Below are 25199 nucleotides of genomic sequence, written 5' to 3'. Positions count from 1 at the left end.
CTGCCGCACGGGGGTATTACCGGTCGGGCCAACTAGAGTAACATCTGACCCCAGTCCCATTGTGCATGGAGCCGCCATGGCCGATCTGCCCCCACCCAAGAAAGAGAGTGCCATCCTCAGCAGCCAGGAGCAGACCCTGCGTCTGGCCCGCAGCCGCGGCATAGACGGCATGCTGACCCGCAACACCGACAGCACCTTCGAGCAGAGGGCCAGCTTTCGCCAACTTGCGGATCAGGCGGCGCGCCAGCGCAACCTGGAAGCCATCATGGTGATGGCGTCCCGCCACTGCGAGGAGAGCGCCGCCGGCGGCGAGATGGACAGCGACTGGCTGACCCGTTTCCTGCAACTGGCCGAAGATATCAGCATGGTGCCCATGCAGCAGTTGTGGGGTCGCATCTTTGCCATCGAGGTCGCCACACCGGGCCGCTTCTCGATCCGCGCCCTGGCCACCCTCAAGGAGATGACCCAACGCGAAGCCATGCTGTTTCAGCGAGTCTGCGCGCTCTCCTGCCACTATGCGGGCAGCGATGAGCAGCGTCTGCTGCTGGGGCTGCACAAGGGCGCCAGCCTGCTCACCCGCGCCAAGGTGACCCGCCTTGGCCTTGGCAAATACCGGCTCCCCTATGGTGCCCTGTTGCAGCTCTTTGAACTCGGCCTGTTGCACAGGGGCGAACTGGAATCCGGCCCCCTGCCTGCCGACGGGGTCGAGCTGGCATTTGGCAATCAGTGCTGGCGCCTGCAACACAAGCTGAGCAACATCACCCTGCTCTACTACCGTCTGACGCCAGTGGGCAACGAACTGGCCCAGCTGTTACAGGAGTTGCCGCTGGAGGAGTACCTGCAAGATCTGAAAACCGTGCTCGGTCAGGGGCTCACCATGGAGGTGAGCGTCACCACAGCCCCGACCCAGGAAAACGAAGGGGGCTGATGCCCCCTCTTAAGATCTCACCCAAGCGCCTCGTCGCTTGCTGTGGCTGCGCCGCACAGGATGCGAAAGCGTTGTCCCTGACGAGGTTTCGCCGTCCTTCAGCCATTGGCGAGCCACGGCTTGCTGGCCCTAGACCTCGCCAAGCAGGCCTTCCCCCGCTACACCCCACTTAAAATGGTGACTGCCCCATTATCTGTATATTCAGGGATAGTGCGCAAAGCGTAAAAATGGAAAAGGCGAGAGCAAGCAGTTATTGGGGGGACTATGGTTGATGATTCTCGATGAATTCACGCCATTCTGGTTCAAGATCCAAGGCTAATTGCTCTTCTTGGTTCAATGACACCCAAAATGGCAACCAAAGATGCATCCACCAGTATTCGATGTCGCCCTGCAGGGATCCCAAACCTTCGGGATCAATCCATGGGAATGAGTCTGCCGGGAGAGGCGGAGCTAGCCTGGTCTGCTGGAGTGCTTCAAGCACATCGAGGTCATCACTTGCACACGAGACAACAGTTCCCGAAAATGAGGGGTGTAAAAAAAGCATTACCTTTTTACCAATAGGCTCCTGCGACCTCTCCATGACTTGGGTATGTTGCCCCGGATTGACCACATAACCTGCCTTCTCGAACATCAGGAAAAGGCGACTCAGGTTCTCTTCCGATACAAGGAAACGAACAAGATATGCTTCAATCACCGCATCTGGCGGTAGTGGAGTCGGATACCCTTTGTAAGCATGACGTGGTGCCTCAGAAAAACCTGAACCGCTGAAAATATCTTTCATGTCCAACGGTTCTGGGGATCGCGGCTTCCCTAGCAGATTGTTCAGAATACTCATCAATTTAATCTTCATAAATATGATCTGCTATCCAGTCTGCACCGTAGTACCCTGCCGCACCAGCGACAATACCGCCAACCAGGCCAGTTATGATGGCACCAGGACCAGTCTCGATCCCAAGAGCCGCCCCTGTGACCGCGCCAACCTTAGCCCCAGCGATTGCCCCACCCCATCCACCGGCTTGCCGGACCACCTCAGCTGAAATGGGCTTAACACTACCGAGTTCTACCGAAGTTTTTGAGGCTTTTCCCAAGTCATATGCCGTGAAAGCGAATCCAAAGACCTTAACAACTCGTCCCGCTTGCACCATTTTTTGAGTGATAGCCAACGAACTCTCATTAAACACTGCTTTGGCCGGTACTTTTCCCACTAGCAATGCTTCTTTGTCAATATTCTGCACGTAGCCTGAAATTTTATCTATTCGCTTTGTTTGCTTTGGATATAAGTTTTTATATTTTTCCAACTCACTAATTATTTCACTTGTTTGTACTATCGTCGTACCTGACTGCAGAGCCTTATGAATATCTATAAATATAGATTTTCCATTAAATCTCGGCGAACCACCAGGGAACAGTACACTAGTCGAACTATATTTAGACATGTTATTTCCCATAACATGCTCAGCGACAGTAACACTTGAATTAATATTCTTCGGATTCAGCCCATACCGCTCAGGGAATACCTCCATCAACGCTTGATATTTTGGAAGATTTTTCTGCTGCAGGAATGGGTCATCCATAGAGCTGTAAATTTTTCTGACGAGAAACCCTTCTTTCCCAATAGGCTCAACAACAGAAAAAAAGAACGCCCTTGCTGGCATCCATGTTGATGTTACTTCATGAACCGAGCCAGACTCTTCATTTGTATTAATTGGCTTCTTATATACATAGTTCGTCATATCACTCATTGCTTCCACCTTTCTAAAGCAACAACACCAAAATATGTACGCAAGACATCCTCTTTCTCTGTCTTGATGCGTGGAACACAACCGTTAAGATCGGTAAAACCTTGCATTGTCTCCCCACCAGGTAGTTCAACAAAGTAAGGCGTGTTCGATAATGGTGTGCCTTCTTCGGAGACAAGCTTGAATCGCCCCTACTTTCCTAGACACCTCAAGAGCCTCAAACTGAGGTCATTCAGGAGGTGTTATGAGCAAGCAGCAACGTTACACGGAAGAATTTAAACTGGCCGCCGTCAAGCAGGTGACTGAGCGCCATTACCCAGTGGCAGAGGTCGCCGAGCGACTCGGTGTTTCCAGCCACAGTCTTTACGCCTGGATCAAACGCTATAGCCAACCCGACGTGCAGCAGCATGAGTCCAGCCAGCAAGCCGAGATCCGCCGTCTCAAGGCCGAATTGCGCCGCGTCACCGATGAGCGAGATATCTTAAAAAAGGCCGCCGCGTACTTTGCCAAGCTGTCAGGGTAAGGTACGCCTTCATCCGGGAGCACGAGTCCACGCATCCCGTCCGCAGGCTGTGCCGGATGATGAATGTCCATCCGAGCGGTTATTACGCTTGGCAGCGGCAGCCCTTATCTACCCGAGCCCAGGAGGATCAACGCCTCCTGGGCCAGATCAAGCAATGTTGGCTAGAAAGCGGGGGCGTCTATGGTTATCGCAAGATCCGGGATGACCTGCGAGAAATGGGCGAGACCTGTGGCAAGCACCGGGTGGCGCGATTAATGCGACATGAAGGGTTACGTTCACAAACCGGCTATCACCGCCGTCCAGGCCATTATGGTGGCCGGCCAACGGTGGTTGCACCGAATCATTTGGAACGTCAGTTCGATGTGACCGAGCCCAATAAGGTCTGGGTAACGGACATCACCTACATTCGCACCCATGAAGGCTGGCTCTATCTGGCTGTGGTATTGGATTTGTTCTCACGACACGTCATTGGTTGGTCGATGGGGCAGCGGATCGACCGAGAGCTGGCCATCAGTGCGTTACTGATGGCGGTGTGGCGACGGCGACCCGAACAAGAAGTGCTGGTTCATTCCGACCAAGGGAGCCAGTTTAGCAGCTATGACTGGCAGGATTTTTTGCGGGAAAACCGGCTCAAGGCCAGCATGAGCAGGCGCGGCAATTGCCATGATAACGCGGTAGCGGAGAGTTTCTTCCAGCTCCTCAAACGCGAGCGTATCCGTCGCAAAACCTATGTGGATCGTGAGGAAGCCCGGCAGGATGTGTTCGATTACATTGAAATGTTTTACAACCCCAAACGCCGGCACAGTTTCAACAACGGGCTATCGCCAGTAGAGTGTGAAAAGCAATATTTCGAACGGCTCAAAAGTGTCTAGAGAAGCCGGAGCGATTCAGTGGAGCCATGTCCCCCACAACAACCGTACCAGACCCAATGATTATCCCACCACAATCGACTGAGCCACCGGTGATGGCCAAGGGCTTGCCATTGACGAGCACAGTTGATGAGCCAGATGAGATCTTGCGTGGGTGTGGTGGGTGATTAGGCTTGTCGTGAGGAGCTAGTGGATCGCCGACCCTGGCGGCGGGTATGCCGTCGATCAAGACATCTGGCGAGCCTGCCGTAATAGCTGTTGGATGAAATCCTTCATGGTCAGTGCCGATGTTACCAACCTTGGCTGCATGCTTTGACATCTGAGTTCCATTGCCTCAAATGAAATCCACCCTACAACAAAATGATTTCCTTTTGAAGCCAAACGACTCGGTCCGTGCTACATGGCCAACGTCAGCGAGATCCCGGCGGCGAAGGTATGGTAGCCGCATCGAACTTTCTCGGCAGAGAGGCAACCGCAAGGTTCGCGGTGCAATGCGCTGAGCTTATTGCACCCTACGGTCTCGAAAACGCTCCGCGGATAAATGACGACAGAGACACGGGGAATGGTTGGCAGGAAATAAACAAGGGGGCCAATGCCCCCTTGTTTATCCATATTCGGTGCTGACAATCAACCTCAGTCAATCAATCCCCTCTGCCGCAGGGCGGTCAACAGCTCATCCACCAGCGCAGCCACCGGTTTACCGGCGTTGAGCAGGTGGATCTCGGGTTGCTCCGGGGCCTCGTAGGCGGAGTCGATGCCGGTGAAATTCGTGATCTCGCCCGCCCTAGCCTTCTTGTAGAGCCCCTTGGGGTCGCGCTCTTCACACACACTAAGCGGCGCATCGACAAATACCTCGACAAACTCATCGGCGCCGAGCAGATTGCGCACCAGCGCCCGCTCGGCCCGGAACGGTGAGATAAAGGCGGTGAGCACGATGAGGCCCGCATCCACCATGAGTTTCGCCACCTCGCCGACCCGGCGGATGTTCTCCTGACGGGCGGCGTCGTCGAAACCGAGATCCCCACACAGGCCGTGGCGCACATTGTCGCCATCCAGCAGATAGGTGTGCTTGCCCTCGGCCGCCAGCGCCTGTTCCAGGGCCCCCGCCAGGGTGGACTTGCCCGCCCCGGACAGGCCGGTAAACCAGATCACTTGCGGCTTCTGCCCCTTCAATTCAGAGCGGCTCTGCTTGCTGACGGCATGGTCGTGCCACACGATATTGCTCATCTAAAACTCCTTGTTTGGCATTGACGCTGCCACGCTGAAACTCTTCTGACTTCCCACAACCAAGCCGCTGCCCATCAATGGGCGGCTTGCCGCTGCCCACTGCTGCGCATCTCAATGCCTTGCATCGCTTCCCATGATCCTGCCGGTATCACCCGCCCCCATCAAAACGGAAACAGCAGGGGCACCATGATAATCACCCCGATGCTGTAGGCCAGGGAGACCGGCAGGGCCAGCTTGAGGTAGTCCGGCATCTTGTAGTTGCCCGCCGCATAGACCATCAGATTGGTCTGATAGCCATAGGGCAATATAAAGCTGGAGCTGGCACCAAACAGCACCGCCAGGATGAACGGCATGGTGGAAACATCCATGCTGAGCGCCAGCTGATAGCCCATGGGGAAGGCCAGGGCAGCGGCGGCGTTGTTGCTCATCAACTCGGTCAGCACCAGAGTGAAGAAGTAGATGCCGATAAAGGCGATGATGGGGCTGGCACCATTGAACTCCCCCATCAAGGCGTCGGCAATCAACTTGGCCAGACCACTGCTCTCCAGCTGATCGGCGATGGCGAGCGCGCCCCCCACCACCAGCCAGATATCCAGCGGAAAGCGGCGGCGGATCTCGTCCAGGGTCAGGATACGGGTGAACAGCAGCGCCACCAGCATCAGCAACAGTCCCTTGAACAGGGGCACTAGATCCAGCACCGACAGCGCCAGCACCCCGAGAAAGCCCAGCACCACGGCGGCGCTGCGCTTGCCATCGAGCCGGGTGGAGGCTTCCAGTCCGCTCACCACCACAAACTCCCGGGAGAGGGACTTGTTGCTGGCAAACTTGGGGCCGGGGGCCAGCAGCAGGGTATCGCCGGCATGCAATTCAATCTGGCCCAGACCGCCGGTGAGCTGAGTCTCGCCCCGGCGTACCGCCAGCACCACTGCATCGAAGTGGGTGCGAAACTCGGCATCCTTGATGGATTGCCCCACCAGCCGCGAGCTGTGACTGACGATCACCTCCACCAGATGCTGGCCGTTGAGCCGGTGCTGGCCATAGAGTTCCAGCCCCTTGAGCTCTTGCAACACGCCGACGCTCTCCACGTCGCCGCAAAACAGCAACATGTCCCCTTCGTGCAGCTCGTGCTCCGGCTGCACCGGGCAGATCACCTGATTGCCGCGAATGATTTCGGCCAGATAGAGGCTCTTGAGGCTGCGCAGCCCATTCTCCTTGACGCTGCGCCCGGCCAGGGGCGAGCCTGCGCCCACCTTGGCCTCGAGAAAATAGCCAGATTCCCGGCTCATCTCGGTATCCTGCTCCGGCAGATAGCGGGCAAACAGCAGCACGGCGATAAGGCCGGTCAGCAGGGTCCCCGCTCCCACCATAAAGAAGTCGAACATGCCAAGGGGCTCGGCCCCCATCTTGATGAGGAAGCTGTTGACGATGAGGTTGGTGGAGGTGCCGATCAGGGTCAGTACGCCACCGAAGGTCGCCGCGAAGCACATCGGCAGCAGCAAGCGGGAGGGTGCATGGTTGGGATTGCGTTTGACCGCCCCCAGCATGGAGGCCACCACCGCCGTGTTGTTGACGAAGGCCGACAGGAAAGCCGTGGAGAACCACAGCTTCACCAGCACCTTGTTGAACGACCCCGTGCCCACCAGATTGGCGAACCAGCTCATGACCCGGGTCTTCTCCACCGCGAGCGACACCAGCAGCAGCAACACCAGGGTCAGCAAGGCACTGTTGGTGTAACCCGCCACCACGGCGTTGATGTCCGCCAGCCCGCTCAGATAGGTGATGAGCACGGCGCCCGAGAAGAGCAGCGCCGGGCGGAGTTTACCCTGGATCAACAGGACAATGAGGGCAGCCAGCAGACCCAGCACCAGGGATTGTTGCCAGGTCATGGACTTACTCCTTGCCGTTGGCGATGGTCAGCGCCTGCCAGTGCGGGAAGTGCTTGCGTACCAGGGCATTGAATTCAACTTCAAACTCGCTGTACTGCCCGGCCACCGCTTTTGCGGCCAGCCCTTCCACTATCATGCCAGCCCCGACGGTGACGTTGGTCAACCGGTCAATGAGGATGAAACTGCCGGTGTCGCGGATATCCGTGTAGGGATCAAAGGCAACCGGGTCGGTCAGGCTCAGCTCGCACAGGCCGATCTCGTTGAGCTTGAGCTCGGAAGCCGCCAGCTCGTCGAGCTTGTTGATCTCGATGCGGTGGCGCACAACCTCGACCTGACCCCGAGTCTTCTTGGTGGCCAGCTTGATATCGTAGACCCGGCCCGGCTGCAGGGACTCCTCCCCCATCCAGACGATGTGGGCCAGTACGTTCTGGGTCACCCGGGGCTGCCTCGCGGCATCCACCAGCAGGTCGCCGCGGCTGATGTCTATTTCATCGGCAAAAGTGACTGTGATGGCCTGACCCGGCAGGGCATATTCCAGATCGCCGTCGAAGGTGACGATGCGCTTCACAGTGCTCTGCTTGCCGGATGGCAACACCGCCAAGGTGTCGCCGACTCGCAGGATACCGGAGGCCAGGGTGCCCGCGAAGCCGCGAAAATCGAGATTGGGACGGCTGACATACTGCACCGGCAGGCGCACCGGGTGGCGTTCCAGCTCGCGCTCCACCTCGGCGCTCTCCAGCAAGGAGAGCAGGGTCTCGCCCTGATACCAGGCCAGCTTGTCGCTCGCATTGACCACGTTGTCGCCGTCCAGGGCGGAGACCGGCACTAGCTGAATAGAATCCACAGCGAGCTTCTTGGCGAACTCACGGTAATCGCTACTGATGCGATCGAACACCTCCTGGCTGAACTCCACCAGATCCATCTTGTTGACCGCGACCACGAACTGCTTGATGCCGAGCAGGCTGGCGATAAAGCTGTGGCGACGGGTCTGATCCAGCACCCCCTTGCGGGCGTCGATCAGGATGATGGCCAGATCACAGGTGGAGGCGCCGGTCGCCATGTTGCGGGTGTACTGCTCGTGGCCCGGGGTATCCGAGATGATGAACTTGCGCTTGGCGGTCGAGAAATAGCGATAGGCGACGTCTATGGTGATGCCCTGCTCGCGCTCGGCCTGCAAACCATCCACCAGCAGCGCCAGATCGAGTTTCTCGCCTGTGGTGCCGAGCTTCTGGCTGTCGGACTCCAGGGCTTTGAGCTGATCTTCATAGATCTGCTGGGAGTCATGCAGCAGGCGACCGATCAAGGTGCTCTTGCCGTCGTCCACGCTGCCGCAGGTGAGAAAGCGCAGCAGGCTCTTGTGTTGCTGGGCGTGCAAGTAGGCTTCAATGCCCTGTTCGCTGATGGCGGTCTGAATATGGTTGTTCATGATGCGATTCCTTAGAAATATCCCTGACGCTTCTTCTGCTCCATGGAGCCGGCCTGATCGTGGTCAATCAATCGTCCCTGCCGCTCGCTCGAGGTGGTGAGCAGCATCTCCTCGATGATCTCCGGCAAGGTGGTGGCATCGGACTCGATGGCACCGGTCAGCGGGTAGCAACCCAGGGTGCGGAAGCGCACCAGCTCCTGCTTCACCTCGTCATCCGGGCCTATGGGCATGCGCTCGTCATCCACCATGATCTTGATGCCACTGCGCTCCACCACGGGGCGCATGGCGGCAAAGTAGAGCGGCACTATGTCGATGTTCTCGAGATAGATGTATTGCCAGATGTCCAGCTCGGTCCAGTTGGAGAGCGGGAAGACCCGGATGCTCTCCCCCTTGTTGACCTGGCTGTTGTAGACGCGCCACAGCTCCGGGCGCTGGTTTTTCGGATCCCAGCGGTGGGACTTGTCACGGAAGGAGTAGACCCGCTCCTTGGCCCGGGACTTCTCCTCGTCCCGACGGGCACCGCCGAAGGCGGCATCGAAACCGTACTTGTTGAGCGCCTGCTTGAGCCCCTCGGTCTTCATGATGTCGGTGTGCTTGCCGCTGCCGTGCACGAAGGGGTTGATGTCCATGGCCAGGCCATCCGGGTTCTTGTGGACGATGAGATCCAGCCCGTACTTCTTGGCGGTCTCGTCCCGGAACTTGATCATCTCCTTGAACTTCCAGTTGGTGTCCACGTGCAGCAGGGGGAAGGGGATCTTGCCCGGATAGAAGGCCTTGCGGGCCAGGTGCAGCATGACGGAGGAGTCCTTGCCGATGGAGTACATCATCACCGGGTTTTCAAATTCGGCAGCCACCTCGCGGATGATATGGATGCTCTCGGCTTCCAGTTGCTGCAAATGAGTCAATCTTTCACGGTCCATGTCGGGTCCTCTGGTCTGGCTAACGCGCTTGGTCAGAGCGCGGTTCGGGTTCAGTTCGATAAGGCTCGCGCCTCACCGGCAAATCAAATCGGGTCTGTCAGGGTCAGGCCAGGCTGACCAGTTTCAGGTCGTTGCCACTTGGCTCAGCGTTTGTCTCTGCGCTTTTCTCACCACTTTTCTCGCCACTTTTCTCGCCAAACCAGGCGAGTCGGTCGCGCAGTGACACCACCTCGCCGATGACGATGAGGGAGGGGCTTGCCGCCCGCTGAGCCAAGCTGGCCAACTCCCCCAGGGTGCCGGTCAACACCTTCTGCCGGGCCTGGGTGCCGCGCTCTATGATAGCGATCGGCGTCTGAGCCTTGCGGCCATGGTCAATCAGCTGCTGCTGAATGTGTTCGGAGCGCATCAGCCCCATGTAAATCACCAGGGTCTGGTTGGTGGCCGCGAGCTGCTGCCAGTCGGGTTCCTGGCCCGCTTTCTGGCAGTGACCGGTGATGAAGACGGCGCTCTGGGCATGGTCACGGTGAGTGAGCGGTATGCCCGCATAGGCGGTGGCGCCTGCCGCCGCCGTGATGCCGGGCACCACGGAGAAGGGGATCCCCTCGTCTGCCAGCACCTCCAGCTCCTCGCCGCCGCGACCAAACATGAAGGGATCGCCACCCTTGAGCCGCACCACCCGGTTGCCCGCCTTGGCGTATTGCACCAGCAGGCGATTGGTCTCGTCCTGGGGCACGCTGTGATCCCCCGCCTTCTTGCCCACCGAGATCAGGGTGGCATCACGGCGCACCAGATCCAGGATCTCGGGGGAGACCAGCTGGTCATAGAGCACCACTTCCGCCTGCTGGATCTGCTGCAAGCCCTTGAGGGTCAGCAAGCCAGGATCGCCGGGGCCGGCACCGACCAGCACCACCTCGCCCAGCTCCCGCTGCGCCTTGTCCAGCCCCTCATTGAGCCAAGCCTCGGCACTTTGCCAATCCTGCTTCTCGATAAGCCCCGCCAGGGCATTGGAGGCGAAGGCCCGCTCCCAGAAGCGGCGGCGATCCGAGAGTGACCCAAGCAGCTGCTTGGCGCGCTCACGCACCCGGCCAGAGAGCTCGGCCAAGCCACCCAGATGGCGGGGCAGCAGGCTCTCGAGCCGCTCGCGCAACAGACGCACCAGCACCGGGGCCTTGCCGCCGCTGGAGACGGCCACCATGATGGGAGACCTGTCTATGATGGAGGGGAAGATGAAGCTGGAGCGGGCGGGGTCATCGACCACATTGACGAACAGACCCAGCTCGGTGGCGCTCTCATAGACGAGGCCGTTGACCTCGTTATCGTCGGTGGCGGCCACCACCAGCAGTTGCCCCGCAAGATGGGCGGGCTCAAACCGCACTGGCAGATGGTTGAAACGGCCCGCCAGTTCATCAAATTCAGTGGCGAGAAGAGGGGAAACCAGCGTCACTCTGGCACCCGCAGCCAGCAGCAGGCGCGCCTTGCGCAGGGCCACCTCGCCCCCACCCACCAGCAGTACCGGGCGGCCTTCCAACTTGGCAAACATAGGTAAGTAATCCATCTCGACGCATCCCTCAATACTGCTTAACTCAGGGGACTATAGGCAGGCTTACTTATCCCTCAAAATAATAAAAAATGCTTTTTAAGACGTTTTGGTAATTAAAACGACAGCTGGGCGAGTCAGAATAAACCTAAGCTTGTGGTGTTTCAGGCGAAGGCATAGGCTAGCGCACTGTGTTTCATAAGGAGCTGATAATGAATGAGTCACTGATAGTCCTAGGGATTTTTGTCTTCTTGGTGATAGCGACCCTGGGGGCTGGCATCAAGATAGTGCCCCAAGGCTTCAACTGGACCGTGGAACGCTTCGGCCGTTACACCCGCACCCTCTCCCCCGGCCTCAATCTGCTGATCCCCTATGTGGACCGCGTCGGCCACAAGATCATCATGATGGAACAGGTGCTCGACATCGCCGCCCAGGAGGTGATCTCCCGGGATAACGCCAACGTCACCATAGACGCCATCAGCTTCGTGCAGGTCGTCGATGCCCGTAAAGCGGCCTATGAGGTCAACGATCTCACCAGCGCCATCCGCAATCTCACCATGACCAATATGCGGACCGTGCTCGGTGCCATGGAGCTGGACGAGATGCTCTCCCAGCGCGACACCATCAACGAGAAGCTGCTGCGCACCATGGATGCCGCCACCGCCCCCTGGGGCATCAAGGTGACCCGGATAGAGATCAAGGATGTGCGTCCCCCCATGGCTCTGGTCGAAGCCATGAATGCCCAGATGAAGGCAGAACGCCAGAAACGGGCCGAGGTGCTTGAAGCCGAAGGGGTGCGTCAGTCCAAGATCCTGAAAGCGGAAGGGGAGAAGCAGTCCCAGATCCTCAAGGCCGAGGGGGAACGCCAGGCCGCCTTCCTCGCCGCCGAGGCGCGGGAACGGGCCGCCGAGGCGGAAGCCAAGGCAACCCAGATGGTCTCCCGGGCTATCGCCGAGGGGGACATGCAGGCGGTCAACTACTTCGTCGCCCAGAAATATACCGAGGCCCTGGCCCGGATCGGTGAAGGCCCCAACAGCAAGATCATCATGATGCCGCTGGAAGCGGGCAGCCTGATAGGCTCGATAGCCGGCATGGCAGAGCTGTTCAACAAGGGCGAGAAAAAATGATCGAACTGCTGGCAGGCCTGACCCATTGGCACTGGCTGGGGCTTGGCTTCGCGCTGCTCGCCATCGAGGTGCTGGGTTCGGTCGGCTTCCTGCTCTGGACAGGCATAGCCGCGCTTGAGGTGGGGATCTTGTTGCTGCTCTGGCCCTTCGGCTGGCAATGGCAACTGCTGCTGTTCGCCCTGCAATCCCTGATCACCACCTGGGCCTGGTGGCGCTGGCAGCACAAGCGCGACCGCTCGAGCCGCGATGCGGCCGCCCCCATCAACGAACGGATGCAGAGCTACATGGGGCGGGAGCTGACGCTGCTCGATGATGTCAGCCAGGGGATGAGCCGGGTGCATCTGGATGACACCGTCTGGACGGTGCGCTGCGCCAGCAACCTGGCCGCGGGTAGCCGGGTCAAGGTGGTGGGCACAGACTCCCACATCTTGCTGGTCGAGCCCCTGCCCTGATCGCCGGGATAAATGACAAGACAATAAAAAGGGCTCCACGGAGCCCTTTGTCATGCTGACTGTTGAGCCAGTGCCCAGTTGGCCAGTGGCGACAGCGCTAGAGGCTGCCACCCTCGAGCGCGGCCTTGAGCAGATCCTTCCAGCTCAGCACCCCGACCAGTTGCCCCTGATCCAGCACCGGCAGGCAGGAGACCTTCTTGTCCAGCATCAGCCGGGCCGCATAGGCCAGGGTCTGGTGGGAGGAGACAGTGACCGGATCCCGGGTCATGATCTGGTGGGCGCGGCGATTGAGGGTCTCGGTATCGCGGCTCTGCTCCGCGGCAGAGTCCAGATAGGGGCTCAGTGCCTGAAGCAGATCCCGATCGGAGATGATGCCGATCATCTGTCCCTCTTCGATGACCAACAAATGGCGAAAATGGGCCTGCTCGAAGATCTCCTTGATGACGCTCAGGCGGTCGTCCATCTCAACGGTCACGACCCGGGTCGTCATTATGGTTTCAACCTGCATGGCAGACTCCTTATCCTGGGCCGGGATACCTGTCCCGACAGCGGGGCCAGGGGCAAGGCTGCCCAGGCTCCCCTTTTATGACATCTTTATCGGCTGCGCACCAGTCGGCTCAAGTGCAAATCCCCCTCATTTCACGTAACATCCCGTCAGTTTTATCCCGGTTCCCGCACGCGCAGATCCCTGTCATGGTAATATCTGCACCGGTTTTATTCTTCATTCTCGAGCAAGCAGATCCCACCCATGATAGTTGCCAGTCAAATCGAACTGATCCGCGGCGGCCGCAAGCTGCTGGACAACGCCTCCGCCACCATACATCCGGGCCACAAAGTGGGCCTGGTGGGCAAGAACGGCTGTGGCAAATCCACCTTCTTCGCCCTGATCCGCGGTGAACTCACCATAGACAGCGGCAGCTTCTCGCTGCCGGTCGGCTGGCAGATAGCCGGTGTCGCCCAGGAGACCCCGGCGCTGGACTGCTCGGCCCTCGACTATGTGATCGACGGCGACAAAGAGTTTCGCGCCCTCGAAGCCCAGCTCGCCAAGGCCGAGCAGGATGACGACGGTCTGCTGGTGGCCGAGCTGCACGGCAGGCTCGACACCATAGGCGCCTACAGCATCCGCGCCCGCGCCGCCGAGTTGCTGCACGGCCTGGGCTTTAGCGATGAACAGCTCGGCTCGCCGGTGCGCAGCTTCTCCGGTGGCTGGCGCATGCGCCTGAACCTCGCCCAGGCCCTGCTGTGCCGCTCGGATCTGCTCTTGCTCGATGAACCGACCAACCACCTGGACTTGGATGCCGTCATCTGGCTGGAGAAGTGGCTCAAGGGCTATCAGGGCACGCTGGTGCTCATTTCCCACGACCGGGATTTTCTCGATTCGGTCATCAATCGCATCATCCACATCGAGAATGGTCGCCTGAACGAATACACCGGCGGCTACTCCGACTTCGAGTTGCAGCGCGCCGAGCAGCTGGCCCAGCAGCAGTCCATGTATGAGAAGCAGCAGCGGGAGATGTCCCACATGCAGGAGTATGTGGACAGATTCCGCTACAAGGCCTCCAAGGCCCGCCAGGCCCAGAGTCGCCTCAAGGCCATGGAACGGATGGAGAAGATCCTGCCTGCCCACGCCGATTCCGAATTCAGCTTCGAATTTCGCGAGCCGTCCGCCCTGCCGACTCCGCTCATCGTCATGGAGAACCTCAGCGCCGGTTATGGCGACAAGGTGATCCTCGAGAAAATCAAACTCAACCTGGTACCCGGCTCGCGCATCGGCCTGCTGGGGCGCAACGGCGCCGGTAAATCGACCTTCATCAAGATGCTGTCGGGCTCCAATCCGCCACTGTCCGGCAAGCTCGAAGTGAGCGCCGGGGTCAGCATCGGCTACTTCGCCCAGCATCAGCTCGAGACCCTGCGTCTGGACGACACCCCCCTCGATCACCTGGTTCGCCTCGCCCCGGACAAGACAGAGCAGGAGCTGCGCAACTATCTGGGCAGCTTCGGCTTCCATGGCGACAAGGCCCTGGACAAGGTGGCCCCCTTCTCCGGTGGCGAGAAGGCCCGACTGGTGCTGGCCCTAGTCACCTGGCAAAAGCCGAACCTGCTGCTGCTCGATGAACCGACCAACCACCTGGACTTGGAGATGCGCCACGCCCTGACCATGGCGCTGCAAGGCTTCGAAGGCGCCATGGTGGTGGTCTCCCACGACCGTCACCTGCTGCGTACCACCACCGATGACTTCTATCTGGTGCACGGCGGCCGGGTCGAAGCGTTCGACGGCGATCTGGACGACTACCACAAGTGGCTCGGCGAACAGGAAAAAGAGGCCAATGCCAAGCCCGGCGATGGGGTGGTGACCGCCAACTCGGCCCTGGGTCGCAAGGATCAGAAACGGCGTGAGGCGGAGTTCCGGCAAGCGACCCGCCCCCTGCGCCAGAAGCTGGAAAAGCTCGAGGCGAGCATGGAGAAACTGCAGAACAAGCTGGCCGCCGTGGAGGAGCAACTCGCCGATCCTGCCATCTACGAAGAGAGTGCCAAGGCGCGGCTCTCCGAGCTGCTCAAATCCCAGGGCCCCATCAAGGAGGAGCTGGAAGAGGTGGAGATGGCCTGGATGGCGCTCAGCGAAGAGCTGGAAACCATGGAGTCAGCCTTCCTTGAGCAATGATCTGATGAGCGACGGCAGCGGCCTGCCCAGTCCGCTGCGCTTCTGGCACTGGAGCGGCAAGGTCTATGGCCAGCGCAGCCAGGACTGGCTCACCGTGCAGAACCAGGGGGGCAACGTCAACCTGGCCCTGCTGCTGCACTGGCTGGATCTTGCCGAGCTCAGCGTGGATCTCACCGATCTGCAACCGGCGCTGATGCAGACCGAGGCCGTGCTCGCCCCCTGGCGCGCCCTGCGCCAAAGCGCCAAGGCGCGGCTGGATGAGGATGAGTATCAGGCCATGCTGGCCCATGAACTGGAGCTGGAACAGTTGCAGCAGGGTGTGCTGCTGCAATGCCTGCGCGCCTCGCCCCCACGCCGGGAGCCTGGCCACAATTTGATGAACTACCTGACTTTATTGGGCGCCGAACAGGGGCCATTGAGAGACCTAATATGCTGAGCTATCGCCACGCCTTCCACGCAGGCAATCATGCCGACGTCCTTAAACATGCCGTACAGGCCCTGATCATCGAGTCTCTCAAGAAGAAGGACAAACCCTTCATCGTGCTCGATACCCATGCCGGTGGTGGCCTGTACGATCTGCGCGGCGACTGGTCCCAGAAGAAGGCCGAGTATGCCGACGGCATAGGGCGGCTGTGGGGAGAGCGAAGCGACTGGGCGGCCATGGCCCCCTATCTTGGCGTCATCGAAGAGATGAACCCCGCTCAAGAAGGAAACAGCGGTGAGCTGCACTACTATCCGGGCTCTCCCGAGCTGTCGCGCCGCCTTATCCGCGAGCAGGACAAGCTGGCCCTGATGGAGCTGCACAACAACGAGGTGGAGGATCTTCGCGCCAACATGGGCTATGACCCTCGCGTCGCCGTCCATCATCGCGATGGTTTCGAGGGACTGGTCGCCCTGCTGCCACCGACTCCGCGCCGGGGGCTGGTGCTGATCGATCCCCCCTATGAGCTGAAAGAAGACTACTTCGCCGTGGTCGAGACCCTGAAAAAGGCCCAGAAGCGCTGGGCCACCGGCATCTATGCCCTCTGGTATCCCATCCTCGGGCAGGAGGCGGACAAGTCCCGCGACATGCTCAGGGCCATCAAACGGGAAAACTTCGGTAACGTCCTGGTCGCCGAGCTGGAAGTGGCCGGTCAAACCAGCGACTGGGGCATGAATGGCTCAGGCATGCTGATCGTCAGCCCCCCCTGGATGCTGGCCGAGCAGATAGAAGCCTTCTTGAAACCCTTGTGCGCCAAGCTGGCCCAGGGCGCCGGCGCCCAGTACAAGGTGGAGTGGCTCAACAAGGCCGAGGATTGAGTCCTCACCGACTGCAAGCATGACAAAGCCCCGAAAGGGGCTTTTCTATTTCTGCCGTTGCCGGGGTGACGACTCAGGCCCGGACGGGCATATCTCGCCAGAGCGCCAAAATGAGCAGCGCCAGCAGGGCGAAGGGTGGTGCAAGGCAGAGCAGCACGCACAGGAAGGTGATAAGCACAGGATGCCGACTCTTGCGGCGGGCAAGTCGCCAGGCCACGACGCCGACGATGATCATCAGCAGCAAGATGAACAGCACATAAATGTTGGCATTGATGGTCATGAAAGCTCCTTTTTCATGGCAAAGGCACACTCTATCGTCGCCATAGATCCAGTCAACGCCCCAATCTGGTGGCCTCGGTCGATAGGTTTTTCCTATGCAGTCAATAGATGAGAATAGTTTTCATTTGATGTCATTCCGGGTGATACTGCACTCATCGCCAGAGGAGACACCATCATGAAAAAAACCATCAGCTTTGCCATCCTGCACTTCGGTGTCGCCTTCACCGTGGCTTACCTGCTGACTGGCGAACTGCTCACCGCCAGCCTGATCGCCCTGATCGAGCCCGCCGTCAATACCGTCGCCTTCTACTTCCACGATCGCGCCTGGCACAGAGCCAAACCCGATCACAGCCTGCAGGCAAAGACCAGCAGCTTCGCTCTGGTGCACTTCTCGGTGGCCTTCGCCGTCGCCTACCTGCTGAGCGGCGAGCTGCTGACCGGTGGCGTCATGGCGTTGATCGAGCCTGCCATCAATACCGTCGTCTTCTTCTTCCATGAACGGCTGTGGCGCAACCGCCAGACATTGGCACTAGCCTGAGTCGGGGCCCGGTACGAGGGGCAAAACCTCACCCTCTGGGCCAAGGGAAACGACGCGACGCTGGAGCGCTATGGCCAGCTGGCCCTCACCTGCAACGAGATCCCGGGCAACTGAGCCCCCGCCCGGCCAGGTGCCGGGCAGCCATTCCCTGCGGGGCAGGAGAAGAAACACCAGCAGGTGGCCGCTCGCCCCCTTCCCCTATCCCCTACCCAGCCCGGGCGCCAGGCTTCTGGGCCGCCGTTCATTTGTTGATCTTGCCCGGCAATTCGCCATTTCCTCCTTTCCCTTCGCTGATGGGTCGTTAATATAGCCAATTGGCAACACACGCTTCGTCGGAGTCTCCCCATGAACCATGCCAACCCACCCGCAGGTAACGCGCAGCAGACTGGAGGCTGAAATCCAGTGCGGTAGCCATGCCAGCGTCTGCCATGGCCAAGGTCACACTGATTTTCTATACAGTCGTAATGGTTGTGCAAAAAGAAGAGGTCGAGCGAATACAGCCAGCTTCAGAGGTAGGCAGGTAACTCATTGATTTAAAATATTATTTATAAAGCCCTGAAGCAAAGTGAAGCGGAGTTAGATAGAAGGCGGTATTAATGTGTTAGTACCGCCCTCCATCTAATCACTGTTATGACCATAAGGAGAATTAAGCTCGAATGAGATTAGATCATGCAGAAGACTTAGCGAAGTTTGTCGAAGAACTAAAAAAGGAAACGGATAGAGGCCTCCCTTTAGTTGGCGCTGCATTAATCGATGAAAAGCTACTGGAAACATTGCAGGCATTTTTATCGAGGGTAAATCGTCTAAAAAATTGCTTACCGAGGGTAATGCTCCATTAGGTACATTCTCTTCAAAAATCGAAACTTGCTTTGCATTGGGCCTAATAGATGAATTCGAGTATCAAGAAATAAGTTTAATTCGTAAAGTAAGGAATGAATTTGCGCATGCAAAGCATGGACTATCGTTCCAGACGGAGAAAATTAAAGGATTCTGTTCAAGTTTAAAATCAGATCTACCCGAAGGATCTAACTATCCAACTAATAATCCAAGGTTTAGATTTACTAATGCAATCGTGTGTATTGTTTTGCGTCTCTATTACAGGCCTGCTTGGGTAGAGAAAGAACGAAGAGAAGCTAAAACTTGGGTAACTGCTTATGAAGCTAGGTGGCGTTCAGTCGAAGATGAGTTACCACCCGAAGGTGTACCAGTAATGGTCATGGCTAAAGGCAAAGAAAAATGAGACAGCAAGCCATAACAATGTGCTGCTGCGGATCGTCGCTTCGCTCCTCCCGCAGAGCACGGCGTTATATTCATGTTTTACTGGGAATATTTCCCTTAAATTAAAAAAGTGTTTTAATGCCAAAAATTATTCATATCACCAGCCCAGCTCGCGCACTCAATATAATTAGCACCGGTTACTATTTAACAAAAAATAATCCAGGGCACTATGATGCAGGAATGAATTTCTTAGGGATTCTTGGTGAGCACTCCAATACCCAGCCCACTAGAGGGGCTAGGATTCACTGTGAATGGAATGGCACGGTTTCCAATCCATTAAGGTATGATGCGGCTGCGAATAGCTACCATCAACCAAATGTATTATTTGATTTCAATGGCTCTGGCAATCACTTCCCCAATAATGACCCTAGATACTTTTTACCTTATGGTTCTGAGGGAGTCATAGTTCATAAAATTGAACTTGAAGATGATTATGATCAAGAAGAGTTTATTCTTCAATGGAGTCAAAATAAAGGTGGCCTATACTTATTTCTTTACAATTTTAAGGTTTTTCATAGTTTCTTGTTAAAGCAAGCGTTGAATAGTCTACAAGAGGTAAATGAAATGCTGTCTGCAGAGCAGGTAACAATATCTGTCGCTTACGGATAGTATCTTTCGTATGGCAAGCAATAATATAACAAATCAATCAACTTCGCGCTTTCGGCGCCGGACGCAGCAAAGCTGCGCCGGTTATTGAGGCGTTAAATTCTAAGGGAATCGTACATTGCCTAACTATAAAGATATGGAAACAGAAGAAGGCATGCTTCTATGGAGGGAGTGCTTTCATAAGCATATTGAGCTACTTATTACATATGAAATATCAGTAAGAGAGTGTCAGAATGAGAGAGCAATCAAACTCTATCCTATTTTTGCCTCAATAATTGAAGATTCCATATCGCTAGATATTTTGGCAAAAAATTATCGATTAAATCAATGCTATATAATTTCAAGAGCTCTACTAGAAAGAGTAATTAATTTTTGCTACCTCCTTTATTCTCCTGAAGACGAGTACGAATCATTCGTTGCTTACACAAAAAACAAGGCTGCTCGCGGCCTTTCTAGGAAGATAGAAATTGGAGGTCAGAAAAAAGTAAGTCTTGAATTTTCCGGCGGAGAATATGAACTTCCGCAAGATTATAGGGACGCTGTAGAAAGATTTACTAGTGAAAATGGGCGGGAAATTCCAAGATGGACAAAATTGAACATTGAAAAAAGAGCCGTTTTTTTGGATGAGAAGTCTGGTAGGAACTTATTACTACATGTTTTGATGATATACGGTGATGCGTCAGAAGCATTGCATGGGACTCTTTATGGGACGCTGTTCCACCTTGGGACCTTTAGCCCAGGAAGCATACCAAGTGATCAAGAATCACTTGACCAGCATAGAAAAAATACTTTGTCATTTTTGTATTTTATGGGTAGTGCAGCCATCGGTGTTCTACTGTTTTGTCTTAAAGAGAATAGAGTAGAACTGTCAGAAGCTTATACTAAAGCAGATTCCCTCTTCAAAGAGGCTGCAGAGGATTCTGGACTTGCGCATGAGGCGCGTGAAACTAAAGTATAAATTTAACAAGCGCAAGTTGACGGACTGGTTTTCCGCTGCGCTTCAAACCAGCCGCAAATGCGGGCGTTAACAGTAATCTGGCCCCCCCACCGTCTCGATAAAAGACTTGCCTGGCAAGGTGGGTGTCCCCTGTCAAAATTCTGCCACCGCAGCGCTGCCCAATGGCTCCACCGCCCTCTAGGGGATTCAATCCCGCCAGCCACTGACCTATAGTGAGCCCCTACTCGAACAACCTTTGCGAGCAGCAAGATGTATATCGGCGAATTTGCCCGGCTGGCGGGCACTACCCCCAAGGCAGTCCGTCTCTACGAGCAGCTCGGGTTGCTGCCCGAGCCCAGGCGGCGCGGCAAATATCGCGTCTACCGGGCCGAAGACCTGGAGTGGGTCGGCTTTATTCGCCAGGCTCAGCAGCTCGGCTGCAAGCTGAGCGAGCTGGTTCCCTTGCTGGCAGGGCTCACCAGCCTCGCCGAGTTTCCCTGGCAGAAGGTGGAGCAGCTTATCGCGGGCAAGCTGGCCCAGATCGCGGCCGAGGTGGCCAGGCTGCAGCACCAGCATCACTCCCTGACCCAGTGCGCCGCGCTGCTGGCGCAGCACCCCTGCCGCTATGGCGCCCCCGGCCAGAGCGCGCAGCTCCTACAGGTTGAGCAAGGGCTTGCAGGACGGGCGCACAAGGTGGCTTGACTCTGTCCCATGGGACAAGGGGTGTAATGGGGGCTCACTTCAAGGAGCCACGCCATGACACCCAAACTGCTTATCATCAACGGCAACCCCAAACCCGACAGCCTCTGCCATGCCTTGGCCCGGGAGTATGCCCGCAGCGCCGAGGAGGGCGGCGCAGAGGTCACCCTGCATCACGTGGGGGAGCTCGCCTTCGAGCCGGATCTGCACCATGGCTATGACGAGGCGCAGCCCCTCGAACCCGATCTGCTGGCATTGCAACAGAGCCTGAAGCAGGCCCAGCATCTGGTGATCGTCGCCCCCCTCTGGTGGGGCCACCTGCCGGCCCGGCTCAAGGGCTTGCTGGATCGCACTTTGCTCTCCGGCTTCGCCTTCCAATATGTCAAGGGCAAGGTGCACCCGGATCGCCTGCTGGCGGGCAAGACGGCGCGCCTGCTGCTCACCATGGACAGCCCGCTCTGGTACTACCGCTGGTGGCTGGGTTCCCCGGTCGAGCGCACCCTCGACAAGCCCGTGCTGGGGCTGTGCGGCATCAAGCTGACTCATCGCCAGCATCTGGGGCCTGTCCATACCTCGGGCGAGCGGGAGCGACAGCGCTGGTTGGGCCGGGCGGCGGCCGCGGCCCGCCAGGATGCGCAGCGGCTGGCGCGGCGGCGCACATAAGCGCAGACGAAGGCCACGGCACCCTGCCTGTTGTGGGCCCTGGTGACTAGGGTTGTCGGAAGCGGGGCCCAGAGAGACGGGCAAGGGAGCCTGGGGTAAAAAAGTCCTCGGCGGCCCGGCGCCCTTGTGCTGTAGTAAGTGGGAATCCCCTCTTGCTGGAGCCTTTTCGATGAACAAGATGTTGCTTGGCACCCTCGCCTTGATGCCACTGCTGGTCAGTGCCGCTACCCCTTCCTTTGACTGCGCCAAGGCCCACGGCACCACCGAGCAGCTTGTCTGCCAGGATGCCGGGCTGGCGGCGCTGGATAACGAACTCGCCGCCCTCTATCCCAAGGCGCTGGCCAAGCTGTCGGCCGAGCAGCAGAAGACCGAGAAGGCGATGCAGCGCGGCTGGATCAAGGGGCGCAACGAGTGCTGGAAAGAGAACGACTCGCGCCAATGCGTGGAGGAGAGCTACCAGCTGCGCATCACAGAGTTGCAGATAAAGGGGGGCCAACTGATGGTGCCGACGCCGGTTGACTACCAGTGCGACGGCGAGATCCGGCTCTCGACCTACTTCTACAACGAGGCCAAGCGGCCTGCCGCCGTGATCAACCTGAGCGAAGGGGCACAGCAGTCGCAGGTGCTCGCCTTTGAAGCCCCCAGCGCCAGCGGCGCCCGTTATGAGGGGCAGAATCTCACGCTGCTGACCAAGGGGGACGAAGCCAGGCTGGAGCGCTATGACCAACCCACCCTGCAGTGCCGGGTCAGAAGCCAATAGGCCCGCGCCGCCATGAAAAAGCCCCGCAGTTGCGGGGCTTTTTGTTGGCTGTCACTGAGGTCATTTCACCGGGATGGCGTCAGGCATAGGGGCCTGAAACTCCCGCTCGGCCTCATCGAAGCGCTCCACCATGGCCTTGGAAGGCGCCTTGTCCAGCAGACTGAACAGCACGATGGCGATGCTGGCAAAGACGAAGCCTGGGATGATTTCATACAGACCCAGCCAGCCGAACTGTTTCCAGACGATGACGGTGATGGCACCGACCAGCATGCCCGCCAGGGCACCGTTGCGGGTCATGCGCGCCCAGAGCACGGAGAAGAGCACCAGCGGGCCGAAGGCGGCACCAAAGCCTGCCCAGGCGTAGCTGACCAGCCCCAGCACCCGGTTTTCCGGGTTGCGGGCCACCATGATGGCGATGACGGCGATGAGCAGCACCATGCAACGACCGACCCAGACCAGCTCAGCCTGAGTGGCATTCTTGCGCAGGAAGGGCTTGTAGAGATCTTCGGTGATGGCGCTGGAGCAGACCAGCAGCTGGCAGCTCAGGGTACTCATCACCGCCGCCAGTATGGCGGAGAGCAGGATACCGGCAATCCAGGGGTTGAACAGTATCTTGGAGAGCTCGATGAAGACCCGCTCCGGGTTGGCACTCACTCCGGCTGCCTGCTCGGGGAAGCTGGCGAAGTAGGAGAGGCCGAAGAAGCCGACACCGACCGCGCCGCCGAGGCAGAGCACCATCCAGGTCATGCTAATGCGACGGGCATTGACCATGGTCTGATGGGAACCGGCCGCCATGAAGCGGGCCAGAATGTGGGGCTGACCGAAGTAACCCAGGCCCCAGGCCATGAGGGAAATAATGGCGATCACATCCAGGTTCTTGAACATGTCGAGATGGCTGGCATTGTTGGCCGCGATCTCCACCATGGCGGTATCGACACCGCCCACCGCGATCAGCACGAACACCGGGGTCAGGATCAGGGCGAAGATCATCAGGGTCGCCTGGACGGTATCGGTCCAGCTCACCGCAAGGAAGCCACCGAAGAAGGTGTAGGTGATGGTGGCAGCGGCGCCAATCCAGAGCGCGGTATCGTAATCAATGCCGAAGGTGCTCTCGAACAGGCGGGCACCGGCGACCACACCGGAGGCACAGTAGATGGTGAAGAACAGCAGGATCACCACGGCGGAGAGGATGCGCAGCACCCGGCTCTTGTCTTCGAAGCGGTAGGTGAAGTAGTCAGGCAGGGTCAGGGCGTTGTTGTTCTTCTCGGTGTGGACTCGCAAACGGCCCGCCACCAGACGCCAGTTGAAGTAAGCCCCTATGATGAGGCCGATGGCGATCCAGCCCTCGGAGATGCCGCCAAGGTAGACGGCACCCGGCAGCCCCATCAAGAGCCAGCCACTCATGTCGGAGGCGCCGGCGGAGAGCGCGGTCACCCAGCTCCCCATACGACGGCCACCGAGGATGTAGTCATCGAAGTTTTTGGTGGCGCGATAGGCGATAAAACCTATCAGCACCATCCCCAATATGTACACCAAAAAGGTGATTAACATAGGTGTGCTAGCTGTCATGCAATACTCCCTTGTGTGACTCCGGGGTGCGTTCTATGGACGAACCCTCCTTTAAAAAACGCCCTAGCTTAATCAGCCGATCCTCTCTTCTCAACTGTTTTTAACAAATAAAAAACAGTTGTAAAACGTTTTTCATCTAATTAACTGCCTAATCAGCGGTTTAAAATCCGGATATTGTGCTGATCATCACAACAAAAAGCCCCTGCATTGGCAGGGGCTGGGGTCATCGGGATCCCGGGCAGCACTGTCTGCCAGGGATCCTGCTTGGCAACGCCTTAGAGGCTGATGGCCTGCGGTATGCCGCTACGCTGTTCCAGCGCCTGTTTGACGCGCTGGGAATCGCTGTCGGCATTGGCCAGGAAGCGGGTAATCATCGGGGTCATCGGCAAGGGTGCCGGTGCCTTGGACGCCATCTCTTCCTCGGTACGTGACAGGGGCTGATGCACTTCCAGATAGCGGGTGCCATCGGGCTCGACACTGGCCTTGACCGGCTGGTTGACGAACTGGACCCGCGTGCCGACCGGGATCTTCTTGAACAGATACTCGATGTCGTCATTGCGCAGTCGCACGCAGCCGTGGCTGACCCGCAGCCCTATGCCGAAGTTGGCATTGGTGCCATGAATGGCATAGAGGTTGCCGATATAGAGTGCGTAGAGTCCCATGGGATTGTCCGGGCCAGCTGGCCAGACCGCAGGCAGGGTTTCACCCCGCTCGGCATACTCCTTGTGCACCTTGGCGGTGGGAGTCCAGGTCGGATTGGCCCGCTTGCGCTGTATGCTGGTCACCCAGTTTTCCGGGGTATCTGTGCCGAGCTGGCCGATGCCGATCGGCAGCACTTCCACCACCTTCTGGCCTTTGGGGTAGTAGTAGAGACGCATCTCGGCCACGTTGATGACGATCCCCTCGCGGGGCGCATCGGGCAGGATCAGCTGATGGGGAATGGTCAGTGTGCTACCCGGCAGTGGCAGGAAGGGATCCACACCGGGGTTGGCTTCCATCAGGTTGGTCAGGCCAAGCTGATACTTGGCGGCGATGTCTTCCAGGGTTCCCTTGCCTTCTGGCACCACATATTGCTCATTCTCACCGACCAGACGGCTGTTGGCCGTCGGCAGCGGGTACTCGAGGGCCCAGGCCGGCAGGCTGGTCACGGCCAGGCCAAGCAGCAGGCTGGTCAGGGTAAAGCGAAGGCTGTTCATAATTGTCCTGTAATGATGACTGGCTCCGGCGGGCTCCGGCCGCACCGACCGCCTAAAAACGGCCCGCTATTCTTCTCCG

General features: G+C 58.0%; 26 protein-coding genes and 1 pseudogene. 15 read left to right on the top strand and 12 right to left on the bottom strand.

The window, feature by feature from the left end:
- Positions 1–76: 76 nt before the first annotated feature.
- Entirely contained in the window at positions 77–928 is an 852-nt protein-coding gene (locus KYK33_RS04010) for a TIGR03899 family protein (protein WP_224432092.1), read from the top strand.
- A 262-nt stretch (positions 929–1190) separates the two neighbouring features.
- Here KYK33_RS04010 and KYK33_RS04005 read toward each other — a convergent pair whose 3' ends face one another.
- Together KYK33_RS04005 and KYK33_RS04000 are read right to left on the bottom strand one after the other, a co-directional pair.
- Positions 1191–1778, bottom strand: coding sequence for a hypothetical protein (locus tag KYK33_RS04005; RefSeq protein WP_224432091.1), 588 nt, complete (start codon positions 1776–1778; stop codon positions 1191–1193).
- Positions 1768–2670 (bottom strand): glycine zipper family protein, encoded by a 903-nt coding sequence (locus KYK33_RS04000; protein WP_224432090.1) that lies wholly within the window; start codon positions 2668–2670, stop codon positions 1768–1770. The genes KYK33_RS04005 and KYK33_RS04000 overlap by 11 nt, the downstream gene beginning before the upstream one ends.
- Before the next feature lie 241 nt (positions 2671–2911).
- On the opposite strand from KYK33_RS04000, the gene KYK33_RS03995 reads away from it, so the two are divergent.
- A protein-coding gene (locus KYK33_RS03995) for an IS3 family transposase (protein WP_224431203.1) occupies positions 2912–4062 on the top strand; the annotation gives its coding sequence in 2 pieces (ribosomal slippage) (positions 2912–3146 and positions 3146–4062; 1152 coding nt in all).
- On the opposite strand, the gene KYK33_RS03990 is transcribed toward KYK33_RS03995, so the two are convergent.
- From KYK33_RS03990 to cysG, 6 genes are all read right to left on the bottom strand, one after another.
- Positions 4049–4378, bottom strand: coding sequence for a type VI secretion system PAAR protein (locus KYK33_RS03990; RefSeq protein WP_224432089.1), 330 nt, complete (start codon positions 4376–4378; stop codon positions 4049–4051). The two genes, KYK33_RS03995 and KYK33_RS03990, sit on opposite strands and share 14 nt — an antisense overlap.
- A 314-nt stretch (positions 4379–4692) precedes the next feature.
- A complete protein-coding gene (gene cysC, locus KYK33_RS03985; RefSeq protein WP_224432088.1) occupies positions 4693–5286 on the bottom strand; it encodes an adenylyl-sulfate kinase in 594 nt (197 codons plus the stop codon).
- A gap of 161 nt (positions 5287–5447) precedes the next feature.
- Complete coding sequence (locus KYK33_RS03980) at positions 5448–7172, bottom strand: SLC13 family permease (protein ID WP_224432087.1); 1725 nt, start codon at positions 7170–7172, stop codon at positions 5448–5450.
- 4 nt (positions 7173–7176) lie between these two features.
- Entirely contained in the window at positions 7177–8598 is a 1422-nt protein-coding gene (gene cysN, locus KYK33_RS03975; RefSeq protein ID WP_042041116.1) for a sulfate adenylyltransferase subunit CysN, read from the bottom strand.
- Between the two features lie 11 nt (positions 8599–8609).
- Positions 8610–9554 carry a sulfate adenylyltransferase subunit CysD gene (gene cysD / locus KYK33_RS03970; RefSeq protein ID WP_224432938.1) on the bottom strand — a complete coding sequence of 315 codons (945 nt, stop codon included), beginning with the start codon at positions 9552–9554 and terminating at the stop codon, positions 8610–8612.
- Positions 9555–9621: 67 nt separating this feature from the next.
- Positions 9622–11073 (bottom strand): siroheme synthase CysG, encoded by a 1452-nt coding sequence (cysG, locus tag KYK33_RS03965; RefSeq protein ID WP_224432086.1) that lies wholly within the window; start codon positions 11071–11073, stop codon positions 9622–9624.
- 194 nt (positions 11074–11267) lie between these two features.
- On the opposite strand from cysG, the gene KYK33_RS03960 reads away from it, so the two are divergent.
- A complete protein-coding gene (locus KYK33_RS03960) occupies positions 11268–12182 on the top strand; it encodes an SPFH domain-containing protein (protein WP_042041119.1) in 915 nt (304 codons plus the stop codon).
- Positions 12179–12634, top strand: a complete 456-nt coding sequence (locus KYK33_RS03955; RefSeq protein ID WP_042041121.1) for an NfeD family protein — start codon at positions 12179–12181, stop codon at positions 12632–12634. Before KYK33_RS03960 ends, KYK33_RS03955 begins: the two co-directional genes overlap by 4 nt.
- 97 nt (positions 12635–12731) lie before the next feature.
- Here KYK33_RS03955 and KYK33_RS03950 read toward each other — a convergent pair whose 3' ends face one another.
- A complete protein-coding gene (locus KYK33_RS03950; protein WP_224432085.1) occupies positions 12732–13142 on the bottom strand; it encodes a CBS domain-containing protein in 411 nt (136 codons plus the stop codon).
- A gap of 240 nt (positions 13143–13382) precedes the next feature.
- On the opposite strand from KYK33_RS03950, the gene KYK33_RS03945 reads away from it, so the two are divergent.
- The 3 genes from KYK33_RS03945 to KYK33_RS03935 are packed head-to-tail and all read left to right on the top strand — an operon-like array spanning position 13383 to position 16595.
- The gene (locus KYK33_RS03945) at positions 13383–15296 is read left to right on the top strand and encodes an ABC transporter ATP-binding protein (protein ID WP_042041123.1); all 1914 of its coding nucleotides are present in this window, start codon (positions 13383–13385) and stop codon (positions 15294–15296) included.
- A 4-nt stretch (positions 15297–15300) separates the two neighbouring features.
- Positions 15301–15732 carry a DUF2390 domain-containing protein gene (locus KYK33_RS03940; RefSeq protein WP_042041177.1) on the top strand — a complete coding sequence of 144 codons (432 nt, stop codon included), beginning with the start codon at positions 15301–15303 and terminating at the stop codon, positions 15730–15732.
- Entirely contained in the window at positions 15726–16595 is an 870-nt protein-coding gene (locus KYK33_RS03935; protein WP_224432084.1) for a 23S rRNA (adenine(2030)-N(6))-methyltransferase RlmJ, read from the top strand. The genes KYK33_RS03940 and KYK33_RS03935 overlap by 7 nt, the downstream gene beginning before the upstream one ends.
- A gap of 73 nt (positions 16596–16668) precedes the next feature.
- Here the strand turns inward: KYK33_RS03935 and KYK33_RS03930 are convergent, their stop codons facing one another.
- Entirely contained in the window at positions 16669–16875 is a 207-nt protein-coding gene (locus KYK33_RS03930) for a hypothetical protein (protein ID WP_224432083.1), read from the bottom strand.
- A 174-nt stretch (positions 16876–17049) separates the two neighbouring features.
- Here KYK33_RS03930 and KYK33_RS03925 point away from each other — a divergent pair, with 174 nt between their 5' ends.
- From KYK33_RS03925 to KYK33_RS03890, 8 genes and pseudogenes are all read left to right on the top strand, one after another.
- A complete protein-coding gene (locus tag KYK33_RS03925) occupies positions 17050–17412 on the top strand; it encodes a DUF2061 domain-containing protein (protein WP_224432082.1) in 363 nt (120 codons plus the stop codon).
- 3 nt (positions 17413–17415) lie between these two features.
- Positions 17416–17526 (top strand): annotated as a pseudogene (locus tag KYK33_RS03920) (MliC family protein); the annotation flags it as partial.
- 697 nt (positions 17527–18223) lie between these two features.
- Positions 18224–18652 (top strand): MltR family transcriptional regulator, encoded by a 429-nt coding sequence (locus KYK33_RS03915; RefSeq protein WP_224432081.1) that lies wholly within the window; start codon positions 18224–18226, stop codon positions 18650–18652.
- Positions 18653–18768: 116 nt separating this feature from the next.
- The gene (locus tag KYK33_RS03910) at positions 18769–19299 is read left to right on the top strand and encodes a hypothetical protein (protein WP_224432080.1); all 531 of its coding nucleotides are present in this window, start codon (positions 18769–18771) and stop codon (positions 19297–19299) included.
- Between the two features lie 115 nt (positions 19300–19414).
- The gene (locus KYK33_RS03905; protein WP_224432079.1) at positions 19415–20254 is read left to right on the top strand and encodes a DUF5677 domain-containing protein; all 840 of its coding nucleotides are present in this window, start codon (positions 19415–19417) and stop codon (positions 20252–20254) included.
- 249 nt (positions 20255–20503) lie between these two features.
- A complete protein-coding gene (locus KYK33_RS03900) occupies positions 20504–20935 on the top strand; it encodes a MerR family transcriptional regulator (protein WP_224432078.1) in 432 nt (143 codons plus the stop codon).
- 54 nt (positions 20936–20989) lie between these two features.
- On the top strand, positions 20990–21595 hold the full coding sequence (locus tag KYK33_RS03895) for an NAD(P)H-dependent oxidoreductase (RefSeq protein WP_224432077.1): 606 nt from the start codon (positions 20990–20992) through the stop codon (positions 21593–21595).
- A 169-nt stretch (positions 21596–21764) separates the two neighbouring features.
- Positions 21765–22355, top strand: coding sequence for an MliC family protein (locus tag KYK33_RS03890; protein WP_224432076.1), 591 nt, complete (start codon positions 21765–21767; stop codon positions 22353–22355).
- 60 nt (positions 22356–22415) lie between these two features.
- Here the strand turns inward: KYK33_RS03890 and putP are convergent, their stop codons facing one another.
- Together putP and KYK33_RS03880 are read right to left on the bottom strand one after the other, a co-directional pair.
- Positions 22416–23924 (bottom strand): sodium/proline symporter PutP, encoded by a 1509-nt coding sequence (putP, locus tag KYK33_RS03885; RefSeq protein WP_224432075.1) that lies wholly within the window; start codon positions 23922–23924, stop codon positions 22416–22418.
- A 275-nt stretch (positions 23925–24199) separates the two neighbouring features.
- Positions 24200–25120, bottom strand: a complete 921-nt coding sequence (locus tag KYK33_RS03880; RefSeq protein ID WP_224432074.1) for a L,D-transpeptidase family protein — start codon at positions 25118–25120, stop codon at positions 24200–24202.
- Positions 25121–25199 lie beyond the last annotated feature (79 nt).

It is taken from the genome of Aeromonas rivuli, from assembly GCF_020149575.1.
Lineage (GTDB): Bacteria > Pseudomonadota > Gammaproteobacteria > Enterobacterales > Aeromonadaceae > Aeromonas > Aeromonas rivuli.
This window is presented reverse-complemented; position numbering and strand designations above follow the sequence as displayed.

Excerpts from the sequence above, each read along its gene's own strand:
- KYK33_RS04010 (WP_224432092.1), top strand. The coding sequence starts at position 77 with ATGGCCGATCTGCCCCCACCCAAGAAAGAGAGTGCCATCCTCAGCAGC.
- KYK33_RS04005 (WP_224432091.1), bottom strand. The coding sequence starts at position 1,778 with ATGAAGATTAAATTGATGAGTATTCTGAACAATCTGCTAGGGAAGCCG.
- KYK33_RS04000 (WP_224432090.1), bottom strand. The coding sequence starts at position 2,670 with ATGAGTGATATGACGAACTATGTATATAAGAAGCCAATTAATACAAAT.
- KYK33_RS03990 (WP_224432089.1), bottom strand. The coding sequence starts at position 4,378 with ATGTCAAAGCATGCAGCCAAGGTTGGTAACATCGGCACTGACCATGAA.
- cysC (WP_224432088.1), bottom strand. The coding sequence starts at position 5,286 with ATGAGCAATATCGTGTGGCACGACCATGCCGTCAGCAAGCAGAGCCGC.
- KYK33_RS03980 (WP_224432087.1), bottom strand. The coding sequence starts at position 7,172 with ATGACCTGGCAACAATCCCTGGTGCTGGGTCTGCTGGCTGCCCTCATT.
- cysN (WP_042041116.1), bottom strand. The coding sequence starts at position 8,598 with ATGAACAACCATATTCAGACCGCCATCAGCGAACAGGGCATTGAAGCC.
- cysG (WP_224432086.1), bottom strand. The coding sequence starts at position 11,073 with ATGGATTACTTACCTATGTTTGCCAAGTTGGAAGGCCGCCCGGTACTG.
- KYK33_RS03960 (WP_042041119.1), top strand. The coding sequence starts at position 11,268 with ATGAATGAGTCACTGATAGTCCTAGGGATTTTTGTCTTCTTGGTGATA.
- KYK33_RS03955 (WP_042041121.1), top strand. The coding sequence starts at position 12,179 with ATGATCGAACTGCTGGCAGGCCTGACCCATTGGCACTGGCTGGGGCTT.
- KYK33_RS03950 (WP_224432085.1), bottom strand. The coding sequence starts at position 13,142 with ATGCAGGTTGAAACCATAATGACGACCCGGGTCGTGACCGTTGAGATG.
- KYK33_RS03945 (WP_042041123.1), top strand. The coding sequence starts at position 13,383 with ATGATAGTTGCCAGTCAAATCGAACTGATCCGCGGCGGCCGCAAGCTG.
- KYK33_RS03940 (WP_042041177.1), top strand. The coding sequence starts at position 15,301 with ATGAGCGACGGCAGCGGCCTGCCCAGTCCGCTGCGCTTCTGGCACTGG.
- KYK33_RS03935 (WP_224432084.1), top strand. The coding sequence starts at position 15,726 with ATGCTGAGCTATCGCCACGCCTTCCACGCAGGCAATCATGCCGACGTC.
- KYK33_RS03930 (WP_224432083.1), bottom strand. The coding sequence starts at position 16,875 with ATGACCATCAATGCCAACATTTATGTGCTGTTCATCTTGCTGCTGATG.
- KYK33_RS03925 (WP_224432082.1), top strand. The coding sequence starts at position 17,050 with ATGAAAAAAACCATCAGCTTTGCCATCCTGCACTTCGGTGTCGCCTTC.
- KYK33_RS03910 (WP_224432080.1), top strand. The coding sequence starts at position 18,769 with ATGCCAAAAATTATTCATATCACCAGCCCAGCTCGCGCACTCAATATA.
- KYK33_RS03900 (WP_224432078.1), top strand. The coding sequence starts at position 20,504 with ATGTATATCGGCGAATTTGCCCGGCTGGCGGGCACTACCCCCAAGGCA.
- KYK33_RS03895 (WP_224432077.1), top strand. The coding sequence starts at position 20,990 with ATGACACCCAAACTGCTTATCATCAACGGCAACCCCAAACCCGACAGC.
- KYK33_RS03890 (WP_224432076.1), top strand. The coding sequence starts at position 21,765 with ATGAACAAGATGTTGCTTGGCACCCTCGCCTTGATGCCACTGCTGGTC.
- putP (WP_224432075.1), bottom strand. The coding sequence starts at position 23,924 with ATGACAGCTAGCACACCTATGTTAATCACCTTTTTGGTGTACATATTG.
- KYK33_RS03880 (WP_224432074.1), bottom strand. The coding sequence starts at position 25,120 with ATGAACAGCCTTCGCTTTACCCTGACCAGCCTGCTGCTTGGCCTGGCC.